The organism is Paraburkholderia agricolaris (assembly GCF_009455635.1).
Classification (GTDB): Bacteria; Pseudomonadota; Gammaproteobacteria; order Burkholderiales; family Burkholderiaceae; genus Paraburkholderia; species Paraburkholderia agricolaris.
In genome coordinates this window covers 2,931,755-2,956,742 of the sequence record NZ_QPER01000001.1, presented here as the reverse complement: position 1 = coordinate 2,956,742, position 24,988 = coordinate 2,931,755, and the positions used below count along the sequence as shown (strand labels likewise).

The 24,988-nt window shown below is 64.7% G+C and carries 17 protein-coding genes; 13 read left to right on the top strand and 4 right to left on the bottom strand.

Going from position 1 to position 24,988, the window contains the following annotated elements:
* The first annotated feature begins 44 nt into the window (after window positions 1-44).
* From tcuC to GH665_RS13015, 7 genes are all read left to right on the top strand, one after another.
* Complete coding sequence (gene tcuC / locus GH665_RS13045; RefSeq protein ID WP_153136210.1) at window positions 45-1,337, top strand: MFS transporter; 1,293 nt, start codon at window positions 45-47, stop codon at window positions 1,335-1,337.
* A 13-nt stretch (window positions 1,338-1,350) separates the two neighbouring features.
* Window positions 1,351-2,028 (top strand): response regulator transcription factor, encoded by a 678-nt coding sequence (locus tag GH665_RS13040; RefSeq protein ID WP_153136209.1) that lies wholly within the window; start codon window positions 1,351-1,353, stop codon window positions 2,026-2,028.
* Window positions 2,009-3,388: a sensor histidine kinase gene (locus GH665_RS13035; protein WP_153136208.1), complete on the top strand. Its 1,380-nt coding sequence runs from the start codon at window positions 2,009-2,011 to the stop codon at window positions 3,386-3,388. The genes GH665_RS13040 and GH665_RS13035 overlap by 20 nt, the downstream gene beginning before the upstream one ends.
* 144 nt (window positions 3,389-3,532) lie before the next feature.
* Window positions 3,533-4,012 (top strand): BCAL1086 family glycoprotein, encoded by a 480-nt coding sequence (locus GH665_RS13030; protein WP_153136207.1) that lies wholly within the window; start codon window positions 3,533-3,535, stop codon window positions 4,010-4,012.
* A gap of 87 nt (window positions 4,013-4,099) precedes the next feature.
* Entirely contained in the window at window positions 4,100-4,555 is a 456-nt protein-coding gene (locus GH665_RS13025; protein ID WP_153136206.1) for an Rrf2 family transcriptional regulator, read from the top strand.
* A gap of 145 nt (window positions 4,556-4,700) precedes the next feature.
* The gene (locus tag GH665_RS13020) at window positions 4,701-5,348 is read left to right on the top strand and encodes an NAD(P)-dependent oxidoreductase (protein ID WP_153136205.1); all 648 of its coding nucleotides are present in this window, start codon (window positions 4,701-4,703) and stop codon (window positions 5,346-5,348) included.
* 200 nt (window positions 5,349-5,548) lie between these two features.
* Window positions 5,549-8,161 (top strand): mechanosensitive ion channel family protein, encoded by a 2,613-nt coding sequence (locus GH665_RS13015; protein WP_153136204.1) that lies wholly within the window; start codon window positions 5,549-5,551, stop codon window positions 8,159-8,161.
* A gap of 18 nt (window positions 8,162-8,179) precedes the next feature.
* Here GH665_RS13015 and GH665_RS13010 read toward each other — a convergent pair whose 3' ends face one another.
* Entirely contained in the window at window positions 8,180-8,749 is a 570-nt protein-coding gene (locus GH665_RS13010) for a cysteine dioxygenase family protein (protein WP_153138431.1), read from the bottom strand.
* Between the two features lie 213 nt (window positions 8,750-8,962).
* Between GH665_RS13010 and GH665_RS13005 the strand changes: the two genes are divergently transcribed.
* Window positions 8,963-9,445 (top strand): Lrp/AsnC family transcriptional regulator, encoded by a 483-nt coding sequence (locus GH665_RS13005; RefSeq protein WP_153138429.1) that lies wholly within the window; start codon window positions 8,963-8,965, stop codon window positions 9,443-9,445.
* An 86-nt stretch (window positions 9,446-9,531) separates the two neighbouring features.
* Complete coding sequence (locus GH665_RS13000) at window positions 9,532-9,744, top strand: hypothetical protein (RefSeq protein WP_153136203.1); 213 nt, start codon at window positions 9,532-9,534, stop codon at window positions 9,742-9,744.
* A 162-nt stretch (window positions 9,745-9,906) separates the two neighbouring features.
* On the opposite strand, the gene GH665_RS12995 is transcribed toward GH665_RS13000, so the two are convergent.
* The gene (locus GH665_RS12995) at window positions 9,907-12,456 is read right to left on the bottom strand and encodes an FUSC family protein (RefSeq protein WP_153138427.1); all 2,550 of its coding nucleotides are present in this window, start codon (window positions 12,454-12,456) and stop codon (window positions 9,907-9,909) included.
* A 225-nt stretch (window positions 12,457-12,681) separates the two neighbouring features.
* Between GH665_RS12995 and recC the strand changes: the two genes are divergently transcribed.
* From recC to GH665_RS12980, 3 genes are read left to right on the top strand one after another with little or no spacing between them, the layout of a single operon-like run.
* Window positions 12,682-16,059 carry an exodeoxyribonuclease V subunit gamma gene (recC, locus tag GH665_RS12990; RefSeq protein ID WP_153136202.1) on the top strand — a complete coding sequence of 1,126 codons (3,378 nt, stop codon included), beginning with the start codon at window positions 12,682-12,684 and terminating at the stop codon, window positions 16,057-16,059.
* Window positions 16,056-19,751 carry an exodeoxyribonuclease V subunit beta gene (recB, locus tag GH665_RS12985; protein WP_153136201.1) on the top strand — a complete coding sequence of 1,232 codons (3,696 nt, stop codon included), beginning with the start codon at window positions 16,056-16,058 and terminating at the stop codon, window positions 19,749-19,751. The genes recC and recB overlap by 4 nt, the downstream gene beginning before the upstream one ends.
* The gene (locus tag GH665_RS12980) at window positions 19,748-22,009 is read left to right on the top strand and encodes an AAA family ATPase (protein ID WP_153136200.1); all 2,262 of its coding nucleotides are present in this window, start codon (window positions 19,748-19,750) and stop codon (window positions 22,007-22,009) included. Before recB ends, GH665_RS12980 begins: the two co-directional genes overlap by 4 nt.
* Window positions 22,010-22,033: 24 nt before the next feature.
* Here the strand turns inward: GH665_RS12980 and GH665_RS12975 are convergent, their stop codons facing one another.
* Window positions 22,034-22,675: a VC0807 family protein gene (locus tag GH665_RS12975; protein ID WP_153136199.1), complete on the bottom strand. Its 642-nt coding sequence runs from the start codon at window positions 22,673-22,675 to the stop codon at window positions 22,034-22,036.
* 152 nt (window positions 22,676-22,827) lie between these two features.
* Between GH665_RS12975 and arfB the strand changes: the two genes are divergently transcribed.
* Entirely contained in the window at window positions 22,828-23,232 is a 405-nt protein-coding gene (arfB, locus tag GH665_RS12970; RefSeq protein WP_153136198.1) for an alternative ribosome rescue aminoacyl-tRNA hydrolase ArfB, read from the top strand.
* A 63-nt stretch (window positions 23,233-23,295) separates the two neighbouring features.
* Here arfB and GH665_RS12965 read toward each other — a convergent pair whose 3' ends face one another.
* Window positions 23,296-24,591: a sensor domain-containing phosphodiesterase gene (locus GH665_RS12965; protein ID WP_153136197.1), complete on the bottom strand. Its 1,296-nt coding sequence runs from the start codon at window positions 24,589-24,591 to the stop codon at window positions 23,296-23,298.
* Window positions 24,592-24,988: the final 397 nt, after the last annotated feature.

Here is a 24,988-nt window from a genome sequence, read left to right as displayed (position 1 = left end):
TGCGCCGGTTGTCGAAACTCGTCCTTACGCCTTCAGAGAGCATCATGGAACCAGCCATCACCAGTCGTCCGGAGTCGCGGTTTCGAGCAGTTTTCCGCGTGGTCAGCGGCAACTTTCTCGAGATGTACGACTTTACGGTCTACGCCTATTACGCCGGTGCGATCGCGCACACATTCTTTCCCGCCGACAACGAATTCATCTCGTTGCTGCTGGCGCTTTCCGTGTTCGGCGCGGGATTCCTCATGCGGCCAATTGGTGCGCTGGTACTCGGTGCGTACATCGACCGTCATGGCCGGCGCAAAGGCCTGATCCTGTCGCTGTCGCTAATGGCGGTCGGCACTGCCTGCGTCGCGCTGGTTCCCGGTTATGCGACGATCGGCCTCGCGGCGCCTGTGATCGTACTGATCGGGCGTCTGCTGCAGGGCTTCTCCGCGGGCGTCGAACTCGGCGGCGTGTCCGTCTATCTCGCGGAGATCGCGCCGCCCGGCAAACGCGGGTTTTTCTGTTCCTGGCAATCGGGCAGCCAGCAGGTCGCCGTTATCTTCGCGGCGTCGCTCGGCGTGCTGCTCAATCAACTGCTGCCCGCGAGCGAGGTGAGCGCGTGGGGCTGGCGTGTGCCGTTCCTGATCGGCTGCCTGATCGTGCCGTTTCTTTTGCTGATTCGCCGCACGCTGCGTGAGACCGACGAGTTCGCGGCGCGCAAACACCATCCGGGATTCGGCGAAATCATGAAGTCGATGAGAGACAACGCGGGTCTGATTCTGGCCGGCATGGGTCTCGTCGTGATGACCACGGCGTCGTTCTATCTGATCACGACCTACACGCCGACGTTCGGCAAAACCGTGCTGCATCTGTCGGCGATCGATTCGCTGGTCGTCACCGTCTGCGTGGGCGTATCGAACCTGATCTGGCTGCCGGTTTCCGGCGCGGTCTCCGATCGGGTCGGACGGCGGCCCATCCTGCTGCTCTTTACCGTGCTGACCATGGCGACGTCGTATCCGGCCATGCGCTGGCTGGTCGCCGCGCCGTCGTTCGAACGGCTCCTGCTGGTGGAGCTCTGGTTTTCGGTGCTCTATGCGTGGTACAACGGCGCGATGGTGGTGGCGCTGACCGAACTGATGCCGGCCCATGTGCGCACAACTGGCTTCTCGATGGCTTACAGCCTCGCCACGCTGGTCGGCGGCTTCACACCGGCCGTCTCGACGTCGCTGATCCACTTCACCGGCGACAAGGCCGCGCCCGGCGCGTGGATGGGCATGGCCGGATTGTGCGGCGCGATGGCGACGCTGATACTCTACCGTTCGCGACAGGCGCGCAACGGCTACAAGCTGGCATAGCTTTTCTTGGGCAATGAGACTTCTGCTGATCGAAGATAACCGGCAACTCGCGCATTGGGTGTCGAAGACCTTGACCGACGAGGGTTTCCTCGTCGAGCACGCGCTCGACGGCGAAATCGCCGAGGCGTTGCTGCGCGACGCGCGCTACGACGTCGTGCTGCTGGATCTGAACCTGCCCGGCATGTCGGGCAAGGCGCTGCTACGCCGCATGCGCCAGCATGCCAACGACACGCCCGTGCTGGTCCTGACCGCCACGGGCGATGTCGGCGAAAAAGTGATCTGCCTGAGCGAGGGCGCCGACGATTACGTCGTCAAGCCGTTCGACGACCGCGAACTGGTGGCGCGCATCAAGGTGCTGGCGCGCCGGCACGCGCCCGCGCGCTCGAACCGTATCCGCTGCGGCAGCTTGCTCTACGACATGGACCGCCGCCAGTTCTTCGTCGACGACGACGCGCTGTCGCTTACGCCGCGTGAGCATGCCGTGCTCGAAGCGCTCATCCTGCAAGCGGGGCGCACGGTATCGAAGGCCGTGCTCGCCGAGGCCGTGACCGATAAGGATGCGCCGCCAAGCGGCGACGCGATCGAAATCTACGTGTCGCGCCTGAGAAAGAAGATCGAGAAGAGCACGGCGGCCATCATCACGCTGCGTGGGCTCGGCTACCTGCTGGAAAATGAAGAGCCGCAAGCGTAGCCTGCGCGCGCGGCTCCTGCTCTGGGTCATTGTGCCGATGACGGTATTCGGCCTCGTCGCGGGTTGGCTCACGCATGCGAACGCGCGGCGCACCGCCGATCTGCTGCAGGATGCCGCGCTGCTGGCCGCCGCCCGCGTGATGGCGGCCGACGTGCGCTGGAGCGGCAACGATCTGGTCGCCTCCGTGTCGCCCAGCACGATCCAGATCGTCGGCACGCCGCAGGGCGATCAGGTGTTCTATCGCATTGAGATCGCGGGCGGCCCCGTGATCGCGGGGACCTCCGATTTTCCGCCGGTGCGTCCCACGGATTCGCCCGACTGGTATGACGCGCAGGTTTCGCAGATGCCGATACGCGCCGTCACGTTAAAGCGCCCGATGTACGACGCCGGCAGGATCGTCGACGTCGTGGTGTCGGTTGGGCGCACGCAGATCGCGCGGGATGCGATGGTCGCCTCGCTGTGGAAACCGCAACTCGCGTACATCGTCAGCAGTATTGCCGCGGCGATGGTGCTGGTATGTGTCGGGCTGACCCTGGAGTTGCGGCCGCTCGAAAGACTGGCAAGAGGCCTCGCCGCACAGCCATCGCTCACGCGGGTTCGAATCGATACGACGGATGTCCATGCCGAGTTGCATCCGCTGATCGCCGCTTTCAATGCCTGTCTCGACATTATCGAACGGCAGGCATTGACCCAGCGGCGTTTCATTGCCGATGCCGCGCATCAGATCCGCACGCCGCTGACGCTGCTCGGGACCCAGCTGCAATACGCGCGGCGTCAGGGCAAACTCGAGGACGTGCGAGAAACGCTGCTGGCCATGCACCACAGCAACCGGGCGATGGTTTCGCTGATTAACCAGTTGCTGATGCTCGCGCAGGCCGAAGCGGCCGACTATACGGCGTTCGAAGGCGAAGTGGTCGACGTGCGGGAAGTCACGGCACGCGCGCTCGAGAAACTCGCGCTTGCTGCGCGGCGTCGCGGTATCGAACTGGTCGTGTCCATTGCCGCGCCTCTCTTTGTGACGGGGAGCGAGACGCTGCTTTCAGAAGTGCTGTCGAACCTTCTGGACAACGCGATCCGGTATTCGCCCAAAGGCACGCAAGTTACGATCGGCGCAAGTCAGACGGACGGGTTGGTCAGCATCCATGTGCTCGACGACGGGCCCGGCATTCCCGCGGCATTGCGTGAACGCGCATTCGAGCCGTTTTTTCGTGCGTCCGACGAAGAGGGCAGTGGGCTAGGGCTTGCCATCGCGAGAGAGATCGTACGGGCGCACAGAGGCACGATTTCGCTCGACGATGCGCCCGGCGGCCAGGGTCTGCTCGTGAAACTCACGTTTCCAGCGAGCGAACTGCCGTCCTAGAAGACCCATGCGGCCGCACCGAGGCGCGCGGGGCGCGACGCGACATGCGGCGCGATGAGCGGGTCCGCCGCGCAACGGCGTATCATGGGCGCGTTTTCGCATGCGAAAGCCGCTCGATGCGGCTCATACACAGCATATACAGATATGACTTTATCCATTCGTTCACCGTTGTTGCGCCGCGCCGCCGTTGTTGCCCTCGTGTTCGGCGGCCTCACGGCTTGTCAAAAGAATGATGCGTCGGCGGATCAGGTCGCCGGCAAGCTCAATGATGCGGCGCAAGCCGCCGGTCAGAAGCTCGATCAGGCAGCCAGCTACGTTGGCCAGCAGGTCGATGCGACCAAGGCAACTGCGCAGCAGAATCTGGATTCCGCAGCCTCCGCGCCGTCGATCAAGATCGATCCCGCTGCGCTGGCATCGAGCGCGCAAGCCAACCTGCAAAACGCGGCGAGCGCCACGAATGCGCAACTCGGCAAGGCGGCGGCGCTGACCGGCCAGGGCCTCGAGACAGCCGGGCGCAAGCTGCAGGAATGGTCGGCGCAAAGTTCGGCGTCGGCGGCGGCCGGCTCGGCTTCCTCGTCGGCATCGGGCGATTCCAGCGATGCGCAAAAGCAGATGGACAAGTGAGAGGACGGCCCATGCAGCCGCCCATTTGACAGCCGGATTAAATGTAATTACTATGGTTACACATTGTCGTTGCCGGGCAGGTTTGCTGTGAATACGAGTAGCCGGTTTGCGTTTGCGGTGCACGTGCTCGCGCTGCTGTCGTTGCAGGAGGGCGTGCCGCTTTCGTCGGAGATGATTGCGGGCAGCGTGAATACGAATCCTGCGCTGATCCGGCGTCTGCTGACCATGTTGGCCGACGCGGGTCTCACGGCCTCGCAACTCGGTGCGGGCGGCGGCGCGCTGCTCGCCCGGGCGCCCGAAAGCATTACCCTGCTCGAGGTGTACCGCGCAGTGGACGACGCGCAATTGTTCGCCATGCATCGCGAGGAGCCGAATCCGGCATGCATGGTGGGGCGTAATATTCAGGTCGTGCTGCGCGGTATCATCGACGAAGCGCAGCAGGCCATGGAAGCGGCGCTCGGCGCGCGCACACTTGCCGACGCCACTGCCGACGTGGTGCGCGCCGAACGGGCGCGCGAACGTAAGCGGCGTTCGCACGGATAACGTAGCAAAGAAGCGGTACAGAAGGGCGCGCGCGAAGTAGTCGAGACGCGCGCGTGAGAATGGACGGGGGCTGATGCCCCTCTTTTTTCCGGAATATATGTAATCAATGTGGTTACATATTAGCTTACATACCAGGAGTATCGAAATGAGCAAACAGTTGAAGATCGCGTTGTTCGGCGCCACCGGCATGATTGGTTCGCGGATCGCCGCAGAAGCGGCTCGCCGTGGGCATCAGGTGACGGCGCTGGCGCGCAATCCGGCACGCGTGCCGGCGGATCTGGCGAACGTGACGGCTGCGCAGGCCGACGTGCTCGACGCCGCGAGCGTCAGCGCCGCAGTGCGCGGTCATGACGTGGTAGCCAGCGCGTACGCGCCGCCGAAAGACGACTCCGCGGCGGTGAGCAAGGCCACCCATGCGCTGGTCGACGGCGTGCGCGCAGCGGGCTTGAAGCGTCTCGTGGTGGTGGGCGGCGCGGGCTCGCTCGAAGTCGCGCCGGGCAAGCAACTGGTCGACACGGAAGGCTTCCCGGACGCGTACAAGGCGGTCGCACTGGCGCACCGCGATGCATTCGATTACTACCGCGGCATCACCGATCTCGACTGGACTTTCTTCGCGCCGGCCGCGCTGATCGCTCCGGGCGAGCGCACCGGCAAGTTCCGCACGGGCGCGAACGCGCTTATCGCCGACGCCGAGGGTAATAGCCGCATTTCCGCGGAAGACTATGCGATCGCCTTCGTCGACGAATTGGAGCAGGGCCGTTTTGTCCGTCAGATCGCGACGGTGGCTTACTGAGCGTTAATGCATTGTATGGAGTTCGCGCGGCTCGTGGCGCGCGTAATCCCACTGCATACATCGTAGCGGCCGCCCGGCGGACTGGGCGGCCCGTTAATGTCCGCATTTGCGCAAGCGTCCTAACAATCGGTTACGCATGTTCGGTTGCCTGCGGTAAAACTGCGGCTACACTGGCGTCTCCCGTTTTCTTACGGATCGCCATGCAGTCATGCCGATTGCGGCGTGAGTCCGGGGCTGCGCCGTCTAACGACGGGCAACCGGCAACTCGCGCCGCCTTTCAATTTCATTTCAATCAGATCGAATGCGGCGCTGGACGCGGTGTTCGTGCTCGCGTTGCGGCGTGGCTCGGCGCGTGGGCGGCCACGGTTTGCGTCGCGCTGATTCTCTGCATCGGATGGATGCCCGCCGTTGCCCAGGCTGCCGGCGCCGGCACGCCTGTCATTCCGGCTTTACAGAGCCTGATCAATAGCGCGACAGCGACCCCGGCGTCTGCCGCCTCGGGCGCCTCCGCCGCGGATGCGGCCTCCGCGCCGTCGCCTGCGAGCCAGGCGGAACTGGCGCGCTCGCTCGACAGCGTGATCTCGACGCTCGACAACGACCGGCAGCGCAGCGCGCTCGTCGCCCAGCTCAAGAAGCTGCGCGATGTCTCGCAAAACGTCGCGCAGCCCGCGCCCGCGCAACCGAGCCCGGGCTTGCTCGGAGCCATCGCGTCGGGCATCGCGTCGTTCGAATCCGATGTGCATCAAGGCCGCACGCCGGTGCGCTATTGGGGCGGGCGCTTCAACGCGGCCGGCAACGAGCTCTACACGATCATTTCGGGTCAAGGGCAGGAGAGCTTCGGGCGCATTGTCTTCTCGATGATTGCCATGCTGGCCGGCTGGGGGGCGTGCGCCGGCGCGCTGATCTACCTGCAGCACCGGCTGTACCGGCGCTTCGGCATCGTTCTGGGGCTCAACCCGAATCCCACCACGCGCGAATTGCTGATCTTCGCACTGCGCCGCGTCGGGCCGTGGATCGTCGCCTTTCTCGCCGCGTTGCTGTTCGTGCGCGCCATGCCCGATGAGCTCGGCCGCACGCTGGGCATGGTGGTGGCCTACGCGATTGTCGCGGGCGCGGTGTTTTCGGCGATCTGTCTGATTATGTTTTCGCTGTTCGGCTCGGGGCACCGGCGAGTTGCCGTGCGCCTGCTGCTCGATCACGCGCGGCGCGTGCTGTTCGTGGTGGGCATATGCGCCGCGCTCGGCGATGCGGCGGTCAACTACGACGTCGAGCATCAACTGGGATCGAATCTCGCCGCGCTGATTTCGACGGCGGCCAACATGACCGCCGCCGTGCTCACCGGCTATTTCGCGCTGGCGTTCCGCCGGCCCGTCGCGCATCTGATCCGCAACCGCGCTTATGAGCAGCGTAACGACCATAAGGCCGCGACCGACGCGTTCGACGTGCTCGCCTCGCTCTGGCATGTGCCGGTGCTGGTGCTAGCCACCGCGTCGGTGGTCGCCACGCTCGGCGGCTCGGGTTCCAGCGAAAACGTGCTGCAGATTTCGGTGGTGACCGCGCTGTTGCTGGTGCTGGCATTTTTCCTCTCGGCCGTCGTGCTGCGCGTGACGCGCCCGCGCAGCCCGCGCGCGCGGCGCCGCTCGCCTTATCTGTCGCGCTTGCTGCGCTTTTGCGGCACGCTGCTCACGCTGTTCATCTGGCTGCTCTTCTTTGAACTGGCGGCGCGGTTGTGGGGTGTGTCGCTCGCGGAAGTCGTGGAGGAAAATGTTGCGGCGCGGGGGATTGCACATGCCGTGACCGCGATCATCGCAACCGTGTTCATTTCATGGCTGCTGTGGATTCTTGTCGATACCGCGATCACCGAAACGCTCAATCCAGGTAGTCTGCGCAACAAATCGCGCAATCCGAGCATGCGGGCGCGCACGATGCTGCCGTTGCTGCGCAACGTGCTGCTGGTGTCGATCATGACGATTGCCGGCATCGTCACCGCGGCGAATCTGGGTATCAATGTGACGCCACTGCTGGCCGGTGCCGGCGTGATTGGTCTCGCGATCGGTTTCGGCGCGCAGTCGCTCGTGACCGACCTGATCACAGGCTTGTTCATCATCATCGAAGATACGATTTCGGTCGGCGACTGGATCGACGTGGACGGTGGCCATGCGGGCACGGTCGAGCATCTGTCGATCCGTACGGTCCGTTTGCGCGACGGGCAAGGCGCGATTCACGCGATTCCGTTTTCACAGATCAAGATCGTCAAGAACCTGTCGCGCGATTTCGCCTATGCGGTGTTCGAAGTGCGGATGTCGTTCTCGACCGATGTCGATCAGATCACGCAACTGATTCGCGAAGTCGGCGCCGACCTGATGGCCGACTTTCGCTACCGGCGCGAAATGCTCGGACCGATCGAGGTGTGGGGGCTCGACCGTTTCGATCCGAACTGGATGGTCGTAAAAGGGCAGATCAAGACGCGGCCGTTGCAGCAATGGAGCGTGGCGCGCGCTTTCAATCTGAGGCTCAAGCGCAAGATGGACGAGGCCGGCATCGAGATTCCCGTGCCGCAGATGCGTGTGTACACGTCATCGAAAGATAGTGAAGGGCAGCCTTTGCCGGACGATGAGCTTGCGCATGGGCATGGACATGGATCTGAACACGTGCATGTCGCCACAGGCGCTTCGGCGCGTGCCGCGCACGCTGCCGTGGCGGCGGCCCGCGACGTGTCGCACGAACCGCGTCCGGCGCCGCCGCCGACCGGGCAGACCGCGCCGATCCCGCCGCAGATTCCGACCGCTGGTGACGCGGGCGGTAAAAGCTGAGTAAGCCCGATGCCGGTTTCAGACGAGCGCCGGTGCTTGAGCGGTGTGCACAATGTCATTGACGTGCGTGGCGATCTGGGCGCCCGCGACGCCGTAGATATGCAGCGAGACGGCGGGCGCGTCGCTGCAATTGCCGAGCCGGTGAATGCCGCTCCTGCCGCCACGCACAAACGACACGGCGCCGCTATTACGGGCTTGCGTTCGGGTGGCGCTTGCGCAATGCTGTGCGCCGTTCCATTCGAAGACCGTTTCGCTCAGCGTGCCGTCTAGCACCGCGTAGCCGCACCAGGTATGGTGCGCGTGCACCGGGCTTGCCTGGCGCGGCAGCCACACCAGCGCGGCGATCGCATAGCGGCCGTGAGGGTCGGCGGCCAGCAGATGGCGACGGTAGTTTTCGGCGGAGCCTTCGCGTTGCGCCGGGGTGAGCAAGGCGGGGTTCGCGGCGGCTTCGGCAAGCGCGATGCGCATGCTGCGCGCGAAGAAGGTCGAATTCGAGGGTTCGGGGAAGTTCACGCAGGCTTCGAACATTGCATCGAGCGCCTCGCACAGGTGTGCGAGCGGCGCGGGGCGGGGCGCACACGAGGGCATTTCGTGCGCAGCGGCAAACTGCGTGGCGTGGGCGGAGGAATGGGCGACGGGGGTTGAACGGGGGTCTTGGCTCATGATCGCTGTGCAGCTGGATGGCTGCTTATCGGCTATTTTTTGACAGAGATATTTATACCCGTTTGCCTGGAGAAAGAGTTTCCATATAATTCCACCCACAGTCTTAAAAGTAGAATAATTTCCTATAGGGGCGTGATGATGGGAATGGATATCATCGATCGGAAGCTGCTCGAACTGTTGCAGGAAGACGCAACGATGCCGATCGCCGAACTGGCGCAGCGTGTGAATCTGTCGCAAACGCCATGTTGGAAGCGGCTGCAACGTCTGAAAGAGACCGGCGTGATTCGCGCCCAGGTGGCGCTGTGCGACGCGCGCAAACTCGGCGTGGGCACGACCGTGTTCGTGGCGGTGCGAACGAACCAGCACACGGAGGCCTGGGCGCAGACCTTTACGCGTGCGGTGCAGGACATTCCGGAGGTGGTGGAGGTCTACCGGATGAGCGGCGAAACCGACTACCTGTTGCGCGTGGTGGTGTCCGATATCGACGACTACGATCGCGTCTATAAGCTATTGATCGGTGCCGTGCCGCTGTATGACGTGAGTTCCAGTTTTGCGATGGAACAGATCAAGTACTCGACGGCGCTCCCGGTGCGGCCCTCGGCGGTAGTGGAGGGCCGTTGACCGCAAGCCACGCGCAAGCTCAGTGGGCGTAGAATGCCGCCTTTCCCGACACTATCCGCGACTGCCTCGCGAACCGAGCCCGCCTCATGAACAAACCGCCGCGCAAGAAGAACCCGACTTTTGGCATTGCTATTTTCATCGTGGTCGCGGTACTGCTGGTGATCGCCACGCTCTTCTACAACGCCATCACGGAAAAGCGTGAGTTCGACCGTCAGAACGCACCGGAGCCGACGATTTCCTCGGACGCGGCGGCTGCCGCGGCAACGACCGCGAAGCCCGCGAGCGGCGCCGCGCAATAAGACGGATGAAGACAGACGACGCGATCGATCGACGATCCGCCGCCGCGGCTGGTTCGGCGGAGCTTCCGCCTCGTGCGGTGTTGATTGCCGGCTGGCGCTGAAAGCCTGTTTTGAATGTATGGCGCACGACGAGCCCGGGCCGTTATCACGGCCCGTTTCGTGTCACGCTTCCGCCGGTAGCCGGATCACGCTCGCATCCTTGCGAATCTGCGCTGACGCCGTCAGCATCTGCTTGCACTGATGGGCGAGCAACTTCATGTCATGCACGGCGTCCGCCGAATAGTCGGGCGATTTCTCCGTCTCGACCACCATCACATCCAGCTCACGCATCAATTGTTTGATCTGTTCGCCCTGCTCGGCGGCCGATGCGCTACCCGCTTCGGCCTCGGTCAAATTGTCGCGGACCACGCTTAGCGCGCGCTGCAATGGCTGTAGCGAGACACCGTCGGCCTGCTGCGCGGAGGTGCGCAGCAACGGCGCGGCCGCTGTGATCTGCGAGGCGAGCACGTGGCTGCGTATCAGCAGGTCGTTCAGTTCCGGCACGAACTTCTGCGCGGACTTCGGCTCGAGCATCATGCGCTGGAACGCCTGGCCCAGATTGGCAAACGCAACGTGGACGTTCTTGCGCGCGAGCCGGTAGCGATAATCGCGATCAAGCGCGGTTGCAGCAGCCACCGCGGCAGCGGATGCCCCGCCGGCCGGCTTGGTGCTCGCGCTGCTGACGGCGGCGGCGCCGCCTGAACCCGGGTTGGCGTTCGCATTGGTATTCGCGTTGGCAGCGGCGGTTGCACCCATGTTTGCAGCGGTGCCTGAGCCGGCTTGAAGTGCCGCGTTGTCGCTCGTATTTGCTTTAGCGCTTGCTCCAGCGCTTGTTCCAGCATTTGCCACCGCGCGCACCGGCTTGCCGAAATCGATCGCCGGATCAGCCATGGCCGCCGCGGGCGCAAATGCACCGGCTTCCGTTACCGTGGCCACCACCGCGGCGGCCGGCTTGCCGCTCCACCACCAGCTCGCTTCCAGATACTGCCGGGTGGCATTGATCATGTTGTTGACCAGCTTGCCCATCAGCCGGTATTCCCAGTAGGGGAACAAGTGGCTTGCTGCAATCGCGATTGCGCAACCCACCACTGTGTCGATCGCGCGTTCGCCGATGATGCGCATACTGCCCGGCGCGAGCAGATGGAACATGAGCAGCACGTACGAGGAGGTGAACACCACGCTCGCCGTGTAATTGAACAGCAACAGGCTGTAGCTCATCACCATCGACGCGAACATCACCACCAGCAGGATGTGCGGCTCCTTGACGAAAATCATCAAAGCAATGCTCGCCGCACAGCCGATCAGCGTGCCGATGATCCGCTGCCCGTTGCGCTGTTTGGTCAGCGAATAGCCCGGTTTCAGAATGATGACCGTAGTCATCACGATCCAGTAGGCATTCGTGAGCGGCAGCAGGCGGCCGAGCCAGAAACCCACCGCGACCGCAATCGTCACGCGCAGCGCATGGCGGAAGCTCGGCGAGGCCATGGTCAGATTCGAGAAGATCTGCCCGAACGGCACACGGCGGCTCGATACGAAGCGGGAAAGCGCCTGGTCGAGGCGCAATTCGGTTTCGGTCCCGCTCGCGCCCGGATCGCTCGACAGGCTTTTGCGCATCTTGTCGATCAGGCGCGTGGCGCTCCAGATACGCCGGAAGGTGGACGATATCGCCGAATACGCCTCGGGATTTTTACCCGGCAGGTCCTGCTTGCGCATCAGGTCGATCTCGAACTCGATGGCGCGCAGCTCGGCTTTGACATTCATGCGAATACGCGGCGGCTGGTTTTGCAGTACAGCGAGGCCGATTTCTTCGAGATCGGCCGCGGATTTGCGAATCAGATCGCGGTAGAACACCAGCAGATCGGAGCCGCCAAACGTGTTGCGCACCAGCGAATAATCGACATGCGTGCCGACAAACAGCTCGTGCAGATCGACGGTATTGATGAACAGATTGAACAGCATTGCCCGGCGCGGCTCGAGCCGGCCGGTCTTCAGCTTCGGCAGATTGCGCAGCACGATGTCGCGCGCGGCATCCTGACGATCGACCGCGGAGATCTGTTTGTCGACCAGATTGCGATAGCACTCGTCGAGATCGTTATCGAGATCGTAGAAGGCGGCGCGCGCGAGCAGATAGTCCGCGCACGCGAACACACTTTCGGCGAGCGCCTGCTGTTCGATGCGATGCATCATCCAGCGGCTGACGAAAGTCGACCAGTACGTGTACCAGAGACCGCCCACCAGAATCCACGACGCATTGACGAGCGCCTGCATTGGCGTGAAATGCTCTTCCAGCGTCATGACCATCATGAACAGCGTGGCAAAGCTGATTTGCGGCCAGCGGTTGCCATACACGACGATCAACGAGAGCACGAACGTGAGCGGCACAACCGTGCACCACAACGCCACCGAGTTGACCGTGGCGAGACCGGTGGCGAGCGCGGACAGGAAGCCGATCACCGTGCACGCCAGCATCTCGTTGTGCTTGTACTTGAGCGGGCCTGGCATATCGACCACACATGCGCCGAGCGCGCCGGTCGCAATCGTGAAGCCGAGGTCGCGATCGTGAAATACGATCAGACACAGGATGGCTGGTAACGACACGCCGACTGCGATGCGCAGGCCGCCATAAAAGTACTGGCTGTAAAGGAATTTTTTTATTTCAACCGAATAGCGCATCGACTGCCTGAATTCCATTCACTGAGAAAACGCGGTTGAAAAGGCCGACCCGGGGCGGACCTGGTGCAGACCCAAACTTGCCGTCGAGTCTAACTGATTTTGTGCCTGATCTGACCTCGTCCGTTCGGCCAGGTTCTGCCCTGGTGGCGCGTTTGTTATGCTGTCGCTTCAGTATCTGTCGCGGCCGGGGGCGTTCCGCTCGCGCCGCCTGCTTCCCCAGGATCCATGCTCCAGCTCTTCTACTCGAACCGCTACGAAACCCTTGTCGGCGCGCTGCTCGACGACCTGGCACAAGCGCCGTCCGACCCCTGGCGCGCGCAGCCCGTGATCGTCCCGAGCGCGGCCGTGCGCCGCCGGCTCGAGCTCGACATCGCGGCGCGCCAGGGTATCTGCGCGAATGTCAATTTTGGTTACCTCGCGCAATGGCTGTGGGCGCAAATCGGCGGCGTGATCGAGGTGCCCAGGCATTCGCCGTTCGCGCCGGACCGGCTCGTCTGGCGCTGCTACCGGCTGCTGGGCGAAGCGGACGAAGCTTTGCCGTGGAATGCCTCGCCGCGTCTGCGTACGTATCTCGATGCGGCGGATGCGTCGATGCGCTACGAGCTTGCGCGTCGTGTGGCCACCGTGCTCGACCACTATCTGACCTATCGCCCGGAATGGCTGCTGCAATGGCAGAAGGGTGGTTCGATCTTCGCGAGCGGCGCCGCGGGAGATACCGGTCCGCGTCTTGTCGGCGCAAGCGAGGCGGCGCGTGAAGACGAGCGTTGGCAAGCTGCACTGTGGCGCGCCGTGCTCGCCGAAGTGGCAGGCAACGCGCAAACGCCCGCGGCCGCTTTGCCGCCGGCTTATCGCTTTCTCGAGGAAATCGGCACGCTCGATCTGGAAGCCATCTCGAACGCGCAGTGGCCGGAAGCGGTCAGCGTGTTCGCGCTGCCCACCATGCCGCCGCTGCACGTCGCGTTATTGCGAGCGCTTTCGCGCTGGGTCGACGTGCGGCTGTATGTGTTGAACCCGTGCCGCGAGTTCTGGTTCGACGTGGTCAGCGCGGGCCGCGTCGAAGCACTCGACGCCGCAGGCCAGCTCGATTATCAGCAGGTGGGTCATCCGTTGCTGGCCGAATGGGGCCGTCAGACTCAGGCGCAACTGCACATGTTGCACGAGCTGACCGAGAGCGCCGCATCCGGTGAAACGGGCGAGTTCAGCGAGAATCCGGAACCGAGCTGGCTCGCCGCCGTGCAGAACGGCATCCTCGAGCTGCGCGCGGAAACGGACACCGACGAATTGCCGATTGAAAACGGCATTGAAGTCCACGTATGCCACAGCCTGTCGCGCCAGCTTGAAGTGCTGCACGACCGCCTGCTCGGATGGTTCGACGAGTTCGACGATCTGCAGCCCTCCGATGTGCTGGTTGCCGTGTCCGATCTCGCCGCCGCCGGGCCATTGATCGATGCGGTATTCGGCACCGCGCCGCCTGGCGACACGCGTCGGATTCCCTACCGGATTACCGGCTTGCCGCCTTCGCAGGCCAATCCGGTCGCGCGTTTGCTGCTGGACTGGCTGGCCTTGCCCGAGCGTAGCGTGGGCGCACCGGATCTGATCGAATGGCTGAGGGTCGATGCGATCGCCGCGCGTTACGGGATCGATGCCGGTGCGCTGGAAGCCGCGCAGGAGTGGCTTGCGGCAGCCGGTGCGCGGCGCGGGCTGGTGCCTGGCGAGCCGACGGGCGAGCACGTGCCGGTCGCGCGCCATACGTTCGCCGACGCGCTGACCCGGCTATACCTCGGCTATGCGATGCCGGATGGCGGCGAGCCGGTCGATGCCTGGTTGCCCGTTGAAGGCGCGGATGGCTCGGATGCCGAGCTGCTCGGCCGCCTGTCACGTTTCGTCGACGATATCGAAAGCTTCGCGCAGCGCTGCGCGGTCGAGCAGACCCCTGCCGAATGGGCGCAATTGCTGCTCGAAACGCTTGCGCAGTGTTTTGACGGCGGCGTGGAGTTTGCCGATTCGCTGGCGGCGGTGCGCGACGCGATCGACAAGATGGGCGACGCGATGCAGGCGGGCGCGCAAGACGTCGGGTTGCCTGCCACCGTGGTGCGCGGCGCACTCACCGAGGCGCTCGACGATCCCGCGCGCGGCGGCGTGCCGTGGGGGAGCGTGACGTTTTCGTCGCTGACCAGCTTGCGCGGTTTGCCCTATCGCATTGTCTGTCTGCTCGGCATGGATGACGGCGTGTTGCCGAGTCTCGCCCGCGCGGACGAATTCGACCTGATGGCTGCGTTCGGTAAAGCGGGTGACCGGCAGCGCCGCGACGACGAACGCAATCTGTTCCTCGACTTGCTGCTGGCCGCGCGCGACCGGCTCTTTATCGCCTATACCGGTCGCAGCATTCGCGACAATGCACCGTTGCCGCCGGCCGCGCTGGTCGACGAATTACTCGACCACCTGGCCCAGGTGTCGGCGGGGGAAGGGGCGAGTCCCGCGGAAATCGAGACCGCGCGGCATGCCTTCATCATCGATCACCCGCTGCAGGCGTTCGCGTCGGACTATTTCTCGTCGCAGCGCGGCCTCTTCACTTACGACATGGATCGCGCGGAACTGGCCAGTTTGCTGGCCGCGCCGCAGCATCCGGCTGCTGCGCCGTTTTTCGATCAACCGTTGCCCGCTGAAGACACGGCCTCCGTTGCCTTCGACGAATTCGTGCGTTTCTGGCGCCATCCGGCGCGTGCATTGTTACGCGACCGCTTGGGTATTGTGTTGTCGGACGCGCAGGGCGAGTTGCTCGATACGGAGCCGTTCGAACTCGACTGGGCCGGTCGTGACGCGTTGGCGGAGCGGCTCCTGCCGGTGCTGCTGGACAGCGGCGCCGAAGACCAGGACGGTATGTTTGAGCGGGTACGCCGCGTCGCCGCGGCCAGCCCGGAATTGCCGGGTGGCGCGACCGGCGCGGTATGGCGCTCGCGCGAACTCGGCGCGCTACGCCAACTCGCCGATAGCGTGCGCCGCGAAGTCGCGTCGGGTGTCGAGCGGTTGCCATTCGTGCTCGATATCAAGCCGCGCTGGCCCGCTGGCGCTGACATCGCCGATACGCTTTTCGGCCCGCATGACGCGGCGCTCCGCAAAGCAGCCGAAACACCGCTGCAACTTCACGGCACCTTGAATTTGCTGACCGAAACAGGACAAGTGATTTTCCGTTACGCCAAAGCTACCGCGCGCGACTATCTGTCGGCGTGGCTCGCGCATCTGGTTTATTGCGCGGCGCAGCCGAACGGCCCACGCCGCACGGTCTGGCATGGCAGCGGTGAGAGCTTCGAGCTCACGCCGGTCGCCGCGCCGCTCGACGAACTGGCGCCGCTTGCCGCGCTGTTCAGGGCCGGGCGCATGCTGCCGCTGCGCTTTTTCCCGAAGAGCGCATGGGTGAAGGTCAGCGAGAGCGATTCCGCGGCGCAGGGCGTGTGGATCAACGATCGTGTGCGCGGCGAATGCGACGACCCTGCTTTGCGCATCGCGCTGCGCGGCACGCCATTGACGCTCGACGAGCCGTTCGGCAGTCTTGCCTCGATCGTATTCAAACCGCTCCTCCAGCATCTGCGGAGCGCATCATGAGCGGCACCGTTCATCATCACGCGCTGGTTGCGCAAGAGCTCGATGTCTTTGCCTGTTCGCTCGAGGGCGTCAACCAGATCGAGGCGTCGGCGGGAACCGGCAAGACCTGGAACATCTGCGCGTTGTACGTGCGGCTGCTGCTTGAAAAGAACCTGAATGCCGATCAGATTCTGGTCGTAACCTTTACGAAGGCGGCGACCGCGGAGTTGCACGAGCGGATTCGCGGGCGGCTCGCGGAACTGGACCGGGCGATCGATACGGACGACGACGGCGGCGATCCGTTTATCCAGCGTCTCTTCGAAACTACGCTTGCGCCGGAGCGAGGCATTGATCGAGAGAGCGCGTTGAAAGTCGTGCGCCGCGCGCTGCGCACGTTCGACCAGGCCGCGATTCACACCATTCACGCCTTCTGTCAACGGGCCCTGCAGGAAGCGCCGTTCGCCGCGGCCATGCCGTTCGCGTTCGAAATGGAAGCCGACGACGCTGCGTTGCGTTTCGAAATGGCAGCCGATTTCTGGCGCGAGCAGGTGGAACCGGTGGCTTATGCGCATCCCGCGTTCGCGGCATGGCTCGTGGCCAAACGCGCCGGTCCCGCGTCGCTCGACGAGCAACTCGCGCGGCGTTTGAAGAAGCCGTTGGCGCAGCTACGCTGGGGCAAGGTCGATGCCGGCGGCAACGACGCCGATCCGCAGGCGCGTTTCGATACAGCTTGCGCAATCTGGCAGGCGGAGCGCGACACGATCGTGAGCCTGCTTGGACAGGCGCAGGACCGTCTGAGCAAGACCTCGCATAAGCCCGATCTCGTGAGTGCCGCGATCGCGGCGTGGACCGAATACTTCGCGCAGGGCGATTGCCATGCGCCGCCGTCGAAAGCGGCCTTGAAGCTGACCGCGTCGGCGTTGAAGAAGGCCACCAAGGTCAAGTTCGAGCCGCCCGGGCATCCGTTCTTCGAGCACGCCGAGGCACTGGCTGCGGCCGTGGTCGCGGCCGAAGCCACGCAACGCGCGCGCTGGCTTGCGCTTATCGAAACCTGGCTCGATTACGCGCCCGCCGAACTGGTGGCGCGCAAGCGCACGCGCAGGGTAGTGTCGTTCGACGATCTGCTGTCCAACCTGTATCGGGCGCTCGCGGCCAACCCCTGGCTTGCCGATGCTTTGCGCACACGTTATCCGGCCGCACTGATCGACGAGTTTCAGGATACCGATCCGTTGCAGTTCGCGATTTTCAGCCGCATCTTCGCGCCTACCGGGCCACTGTTTCTGGTCGGCGATCCGAAGCAGGCGATCTACAGTTTCCGCGCGGCGGATTTGCATACCTATCTGGCGGCGCGCGAGGCGGCTTCGGCGTGCTACACGCTGGCGGTTAATCAGCGTTCGACCGCGCCGATCGTCGAGGCCTGCAACCGGCTATTCGAAGCGAATCCCCAGGCTTTCGTGCTCGATGGTCTCGACTATCAACCGGTGCGGGCCGGCGAGCGGCGTCGTGCGCCTTTCTCCGAACCGGATGCAGGCGCGGGCGACTTCCGCATCTGGACCTTGCCGCAAGGCGATGCAGCGTTGACCAAGCGCGAAGCGCAACGCGCGGCGAGTGAAGCGTGTGCGGCCGAGATCGTGCGGCTCCTGCGCGGTGCGCGCGAAGGATCGGTAACGATCGGCGACATGCCGCTCGCGCCGGGCAATATCGCGGTGCTGGTGCAAACGCATAAACAGGGCAGTCTGATCAAGCGTGTGCTGGCGTCGTGGGGTGTCGGCAGCGTCGAACTGGCGCAGGCCTCGGTGTTCGCGACGCTCGACGCGGAGCAGATCGAGCGCGTGCTGGCCGCGGTCGATACGCCGGGCGATCTGCGACGTCTGCGCGCCGCGCTTGCCACCGATTGGCTGGGTCTCGACGCCGCCGCGCTGTGGCGTCTCGAGCAGGTCGCCGACGCGCCGGCGCCCGCCGACGATCCCGCGCATGCCGCAGACGCGATGGGTTGGGTCGAACGTTTCTCACGCTATCGCACGCTATGGCACGAGCGCGGCTTCGCCTTGATGTGGCGCACGCTGATGCGCGAGTTGCGAGTCGCGCAACGGCTGGTGGCCGGACCGGACGGCGAGCGCCGTCTGACCAACGTGAATCATCTGGCCGAACTCGTGCAGGCACGTGCTGCCACGCAACCCGGTATCGCACCGACTTTGCGCTGGCTCGCCGCGCAACGCACGCAAGGTGGTGGCGAAGACGCGCAGTTACGGCTCGAGTCGGATCGCAACCTCGTGCAGATCGTCACCGTCCACAAATCGAAAGGACTGGAATACGCGGTTGTGTTCTGCCCGTTTCTGAACGACGGCGCGCTGCGCGAGCCGCCATCCTCGGGCTTGCCCGATGCGCGCGAATATCACGACGAAACGGGCAGCGCCGTGCTGCACTACGGTTGCGACGACGAAGAGGCCGAACGCGCGTCACGTGACGCGGTGCGCGAGCAGGCGGCGGAGCGGGCGCGGCTCGTGTATGTGGCGCTGACACGCGCGGTGTATCGCTGCTATCTGGTTGCAGGGACTTATCTTTCGTCGCGCTCCACCAAGGAGTCTCGCCGCAGCGTGCTGAACTGGCTGGTGGGCGGCAGCGGCCACAGCTTTGACGATTGGCTCACCGATCCGCCTGACGAAGCCGCCGTGGCCGAACGATGGCGGGCGCTAGCGGGCGGCTCGATCACGTTGCAGCCGTTGCCGGAAGTGGGGCGCCGGGTGCCGTTGGAAAGCCTCCAGGATAGCGGCGCGCGAATGCAGGCGCGTGCCAACCGGCAGCCGTTGCGCGATCAGTGGCGCATGGCGAGCTTCAGCGGCCTGATCGCCGCCGGCAGCAAAGCCGAGGAGGCGCCTACGCGGGTGGAAGAAGTGCGGCCCGATCACGACGAGATCGCCGACGTGCTCGCACCTGTGCCGTTACTGGTGCCGCAAGCTCCGTCCTATGCGGAAGACGACATTCTCGCTTTTCCGCGCGGCGCGGCGGCGGGCGACTGTCTGCACCGCATGTTCGAACTCGCGGATTTCACCGATCCGCAGACGTGGCCGGAGGCCATCCGGGGCGCATTGCGCGAGCGCCCGGCGCCGGCTGTGCCCGAACTTGCGGTACGTTTGCCTGCCATGATGCACAAGCTGATCGCGGACGTCGTGAGCACCGAGCTCGTGCCCGGTATGGCGCTTGCCAACCTGAATCCGCAGCGGCGTCTGAACGAACTCGAATTTCTGTTTGCCGCGCCTTCGCTCGATTTTCCGGCGTTGCGCGAACTGCTGATCGAATACGGCTATCCCGATGTGGCGCTGGAACCCGGCGTGTTGCGCGGTTTCGTCAAAGGATTTATCGACATGATCGTCGAGTACGACGGACGTTTCTGGATCGTCGACTGGAAATCGAATCATCTGGGCGACACTGCCGCCGACTACGCCGCGGCGCCGCTTGAAGCGGCCATGGCAAGCCACGCGTATCACCTGCAGGCGCTGCTCTATACCGTGGCGCTGCATCGCTATCTGAAAACGCGGGTGCGCGATTACACATACGACACGCATATCGGCGGCTATCTCTATCTGTTCGTGCGCGGCGTTCGTCCGCAGTGGCGCGACGGCGACGGGGCGGCAGCGGGCGTGCATATACGGCGCCCCGCGTTCGAACTGGTGGCGCTGCTCGACGCGGCGATGATCGGAGGTGTCGCATGAGCACGCTCGAGCGGGACGCTTCCGCACAGCCGGCGCTCGATGACATCGGGGTGAATCTACCCGCGCCGGCCGACTTCAGCACCGCGCTTGCCGAAGGGTTCGCGCGCCGCATCGGCACGCTGGCGCGCCGCGGCGGTGCGTCGGGCGAGTCGGTGAAGTGGGCGGCGCGGGCCGCCTTCGCCGCGAGCCGTGCGACTGCCGAAGGGCACGTGTGTTTGCCGCTTGGCGTGCTGGCGCGGCGTTTCGATGGGTCGAGCGCGGAGGTGCGCGCGGCGCTGTTCGCAAGCGGTATGGTCAGCGATGGCACGCAGAGCGCGGCGGCGTTGCGGCCGCTGGTGATCGACGGGCAAGGGCGGCTGTATCTGGCGCGCTATTACGACTACGAGCGGCGCCTCGCGCGCTCGCTGGTTGTGCATGCGGGCGGTGGCCAGGTGGGGGAGGTGAGGGCGCGCGAACCTGCGGGCGCTGCGGGAGATGCCAATCCCAATGCGCCAGCGAACGGGCGCTCCGGCGCAGGAGCGGACACGGCCCCAACCGCGAACACGAACACGACGGCCCAGGCGTTGCACGAACGTCTGTTGCGCTACTTCGGCGCACCGCAGGACGACGAGGTCGACTGGCAACGTGTCGCGGCAGTCATGGCGCTGTCCGGGCGTCTGACCATCGTTAGCGGCGGCCCGGGCACCGGCAAGACGACTACCGTGGTCGGCGTGCTTGCGTGTCTGCTGGACGCGCGGGCCGATCTGCGGATTGCATTGGCGGCGCCCACCGGCAAGGCCGCCCAGCGGATGCAGGAAGCCTTGCTTGCCCGTGCCGGCGATTTGCCGCTCGAACTCGCGGCGCGCTTGCCGCAGACGTCGTACACCTTGCATCGGTTGCTCGGGTCAGGACCGGGCGGGCGCTTCCGGCATCATCGCGACAATCCGCTGCCTTATGACGTTGTCGTAATCGACGAGGCGTCGATGATCGACGTCGCGATGGCGGCGCATCTGCTCGATGCGATTGCCCCGCAGACGCGTCTCGTGATGCTGGGCGACAAGGACCAGCTCGCCGCCGTCGAGGCCGGTGCGGTGTTTGCCGAACTCAGCGCGCGGCCCGCTTTTACGCAAAACGGACTGCAGCGGATCGCCGGGGCGCTTGGCATTGACGCGGCGCAGTTGTCGCAGGCGCTGCCGGGTCCATCGAGCGGATTGGACGAAGGGCATGACGGGCTTTTCGCACACGCGGGTGAGCCGGACATTTTCGATGCGCCGCCCGACGATCTGTTCGCCGAAGCCGATGCGCAAGGCGCCTTCGATGAACCACCCAGCGGCGATCTCTTGGCGAATGTTGCCGAGCCGGATGCCGGAGTGCCGTCGTCTGCGAAATCAGCAGGGGCTGCGGCATCAGCATCAGGCTCGGCCTCAACATCGGCTGCGCTTGCGCAAAACCCGCTCGCCGACTGCGTCGTCTGGCTCGAGCGCAATTATCGATTTGGCCTCGAATCGCCGATCGGCCGTTTGTCGCTCGCGATTCGCAACGGCGCGGCGGGCGTCGCGCTCGACGCTCTGCGCATCGACCCCGCCGAACCCTGTGCAGCGGCGCTGTACGAAGACACCCATGTGAGCCTCGCCGAGCGCACGGTCACACGGCTTGCCGCAGGTTTTGCGGCGTATGCGCAGGCGCTTGCTGAAGCGTTAGCCACCGATACGCCAGACCCATTGCCGCTCTTCGATGCACTAAACCGTTTTCGAATTCTGTGCGCGACGCGTTCGGGGCCACGCGGCGTCGATCAGGTGAATGCCGCGATGGCCGCGCAGGTGCGGCGCTCAGCGGGTGTGACGCTGGCGGTGGGCGCTCAGTGGTTCGCCGGACGGCCCGTTATGGTCACGCGCAACGACTATGCGCTGGGTCTGTTCAACGGCGACATTGGGATTGCACTGCCGGGCGTGGGCGGCGCGTTGCGCGTGTATTTCCGCACGGGTGACGGCGGTCTGCGAGCCGTGTCGCCGGCGGCGCTGCCGCCGCACGATACGGCATTCGCCCTCACGGTTCATAAGTCGCAAGGCTCGGAGTTCCAGCATGCGGTGTTGATGCTGCCGTCGGCATTCAGCCGCGTGTTGTCGCGCGAACTCGTGTACACGGCGATTACGCGCGCGCGTGAACGGGTGGAGGTGATCGGTGCGCGCGCCGTGCTGCTGCAGGCTATCGCGACGCCGACGCAGCGCGACTCCGGTCTGGCCGCGCGAATTGCGGAGGCGTGGCGCGCGGCCCGGTAGCGTGGCGCGGGCGGGCCGCCATGTTCAGCCCGCGATTCCGTCCGGCTGTGTGCGCGTCTCGACGCGGTTGCGCATGGCCTTGCGGTACCACACGGTCCAAAGCGCCAGGCCGCCGTAAATGCCATAGCCGATGAACGGCGAGACCACCAGGAAGCGCTCGATTGGCCAGGTGAGCGCCATCCAAGCGCGCAGCGCTGTTTCGCCGGTCAGGCCGACGCCCCATACCAGCGTCATGAGCCGCATTGCGCTGACGAAGCCCGGCCGCTCGCGCCACAACGTTTCGAAGCGCTCGGCGCCGCCTTCCATCTCACGGGCGACGGTGGCGCGTGCGAGATAGAAGATCAGCGGGCGGCGCAGCGGCAACGACAGCAGAAACACCACGCCTACCGCGCCGGACACCAGCGACTCTCGCAGCAACAGCATGCGAGGACTGCCGCCCAGCGCCATGGCCACGATCGACAGCACGATGCCTGCCACGACCATCACGCTGAGCGCGTCGACGCGTCGGAAGCGCATCAGTTCGATCACGCTCCAGACCATTGGCGGCACGGCGGAGGCGATCAGGGCGCCGGTCTCGCCCAGGTGCGGTAACGCAAAGCGGTAAGCAAGCCACGGCAACAGAAAGTTGATGGCCAGTTCCAGAACAAAACCCGGACGGAGTTTCATATAAATTTACGCTGTAAGCGAAAACCGCAGTATCAACGAACTGGCTGTGCCGATGCAAATGGTTTTTCGCATCGGTGGCCGCCGCCCGATAGCGCATAGCCCGGAATCGGCTGCGCACTGTGTACACTTGCATCTCCCAGCTCAATCCTGTCATGACATCCCGCTATCCAATCCTGCCGAACGAAATCGAATTGACCGCAGTGCGCGCGCAAGGAGCGGGCGGTCAGAACGTCAACAAGGTCTCGAGTGCCATCCATCTGCGCTTCGACGTACAGGCCTCGTCGTTGCCGGAGGTGCTGAAGATGCGCCTGCTCGCGCTGTCCGATCATCGGCTCACGCGCGACGGAGTGGTGATCATCAAGGCGCAGGAGCACCGCACTCAGGAGATGAATCGCGCGGCCGCGCTGGCGCGGCTCGATGAACTGATCGAAAGCGTCAGCGTGACACGCAAGCCGCGTGTCGCAACCCGGCCCACGCGCGCCTCGAATCGGCGTCGTCTCGACAGCAAGGCGAAGCGCAGCGAGATCAAATCCGGCCGCGGGCGCGTAGAGGACTGAAGAAGGACTGAAGAGGATAAAAGGGGCTGCGGCCAGCGAGGCCTGAGCGCAGCCGGGGCAGGCTCAGCGTTTGCCTGCGCGCCCGCCAGAACGCGTATCGGCCGCCGACGTCGCCGGCACAAAGTCGACGCAGAGCACATGCGTGCCGTTACGCTCGAACGCGATTGCCGCCGTATAGCAGTCCTGGCCGTCCGCGAGCGAATAGTGCGGCCCCATCATCGCGACGCGCCCCGGCGCGGCGAGCGCGTGCTTGAAATAGGATCGCCGCGACCAGTTGCTGCGCGTATCGGTGTAGAGCGGTGCGAGCCGCGACGGGGGCGGCGGCACCGAGGCGGCTGAGATCGACGCTTGAGTCTGTTCGCCCTGGCCGTCGGTGATGAACACCCGGCGCGCCTCGCGCAGATGCCAGATCTTTTGCGCCGCCTGCTGCAGATCGCCGGTGGCTTTGAACGTGTCGGCGGCGGCGAGTACGGCTTCGGCGAACCCTTCGAAGCCGAGCCGCTGGTGGCCGGCGTGGGCGTGTTCATAAGCGGCGAACTTGGCCCACATCGACTCGATCTGCGCCGGCACCCCGGCGCATGCCGCCTGCACTGAACTCTGTGGCTGGCCGAGCCAGAAACCCTGCACGAAATCGACGTCGGCCTGCATCAGAATCATCAATTCTTCGTCAGTTTCGACGCCTTCGGCGAGCACCAGCGTGCCGGACTGATGGAGCATCGCGATCAGATGGCCGATCATCGAATCGTCGCCTTCACGCTTGCCCGCTCGCGCAACCAGCGAACGGTCGAGCTTGACGATGTCGGGCCGAAAGCGCCACACACGGTCGAAGTTCGAAAAACCGGTGCCGAAGTCGTCGATCGCAATCAGGAAGTCGCGTGGCTGAGAAGCGGCGAGCATGCTGGCGACGGCGGATTCATCGTCGGCGGGTTGCTCGAGTACTTCGATCACGATGCGCTCCTGCGGCAAGCCGAAGTGCGCCGAGAGTTCGTCGATGAAGGTCCGCTGCGGCCAGCCGGTTTCGAACACCTGGGGACGCGTGTTCAGAAACAGCCATCCGGTGCTGATGCCTTGTTCCATGAAATTCGCCACATGCAGGCAACGCGCGATGCGGTCGAGTTCGCGTGCGTCGGCGGCCGAACGTGTGCCGGAGAACAGCACCTCCGGCGATACCGGCAGGCCGACCGGATCGAACGCGCGCAACAGCCCCTCGTAGCCGACCACACACTGATGCGTGACGGACAGCACCGGCTGGAACACGCTATGCAGGGTCAGCGCGCGCCATGTCGCGGTCCAGCCGGACTCGTCCCGGACCAGATGCGGGAGCAGGCCGCGCAGGGTCAATTCGCTGACGGTTGGCATGAGAGCGGGCATAAGGGCGGGCATGAGAGCGGGCATGACGGCATCGCGGCAAGCGGGTGACGGGGCGCGCGAACAGATTCGGCGCGCAACGGAGGCACAGCCCAGGCGTTGGTAGGGCAAGGTGGGTACGGCCCGGGAACGCGGAGAGCAATGCCAGCCATGCGGGACTCCGGCGGGATTTGTCAAAATCAGTCTATCAGTTCGCACTTTGCATGAATGTGCGGGTTATCACAGACGCAAGAGTTGGCCGGGTGCCTGGCAGACGGGCGGTAACGCGGCTTTGGCTCTGGCGTCGTGGGCGTTGCGCGTGAGCTTCGCGCGCGTTCGCCTTGCGCAGGACCGATCCTTTCAAATGGAATCAATCACGCGTATGAAGCCGAGGGTAGCAGGGCGGTAA

Coding starts and splice junctions, on each gene's coding strand:
- GH665_RS13040 (WP_153136209.1), top strand. CDS start 1,351: ATGAGACTTCTGCTGATCGAAGATAACCGGCAACTCGCGCATTGGGTG.
- GH665_RS13000 (WP_153136203.1), top strand. CDS start 9,532: ATGAACAAACCGCCGCGCAAGAAGAACCCGACTTTTGGCATTGCTATT.
- GH665_RS12995 (WP_153138427.1), bottom strand. CDS start 12,456: ATGCGCTATTCGGTTGAAATAAAAAAATTCCTTTACAGCCAGTACTTT.
- GH665_RS13010 (WP_153138431.1), bottom strand. CDS start 8,749: ATGCCCTCGTGTGCGCCCCGCCCCGCGCCGCTCGCACACCTGTGCGAG.
- recB (WP_153136201.1), top strand. CDS start 16,056: ATGAGCGGCACCGTTCATCATCACGCGCTGGTTGCGCAAGAGCTCGAT.
- GH665_RS12980 (WP_153136200.1), top strand. CDS start 19,748: ATGAGCACGCTCGAGCGGGACGCTTCCGCACAGCCGGCGCTCGATGAC.
- GH665_RS12965 (WP_153136197.1), bottom strand. CDS start 24,591: ATGCCAACCGTCAGCGAATTGACCCTGCGCGGCCTGCTCCCGCATCTG.
- GH665_RS13030 (WP_153136207.1), top strand. CDS start 3,533: ATGACTTTATCCATTCGTTCACCGTTGTTGCGCCGCGCCGCCGTTGTT.
- arfB (WP_153136198.1), top strand. CDS start 22,828: ATGACATCCCGCTATCCAATCCTGCCGAACGAAATCGAATTGACCGCA.
- recC (WP_153136202.1), top strand. CDS start 12,682: ATGCTCCAGCTCTTCTACTCGAACCGCTACGAAACCCTTGTCGGCGCG.
- GH665_RS13035 (WP_153136208.1), top strand. CDS start 2,009: ATGAAGAGCCGCAAGCGTAGCCTGCGCGCGCGGCTCCTGCTCTGGGTC.
- GH665_RS13005 (WP_153138429.1), top strand. CDS start 8,963: ATGGGAATGGATATCATCGATCGGAAGCTGCTCGAACTGTTGCAGGAA.
- GH665_RS12975 (WP_153136199.1), bottom strand. CDS start 22,675: ATGAAACTCCGTCCGGGTTTTGTTCTGGAACTGGCCATCAACTTTCTG.
- GH665_RS13015 (WP_153136204.1), top strand. CDS start 5,549: ATGCAGTCATGCCGATTGCGGCGTGAGTCCGGGGCTGCGCCGTCTAAC.
- tcuC (WP_153136210.1), top strand. CDS start 45: ATGGAACCAGCCATCACCAGTCGTCCGGAGTCGCGGTTTCGAGCAGTT.
- GH665_RS13020 (WP_153136205.1), top strand. CDS start 4,701: ATGAGCAAACAGTTGAAGATCGCGTTGTTCGGCGCCACCGGCATGATT.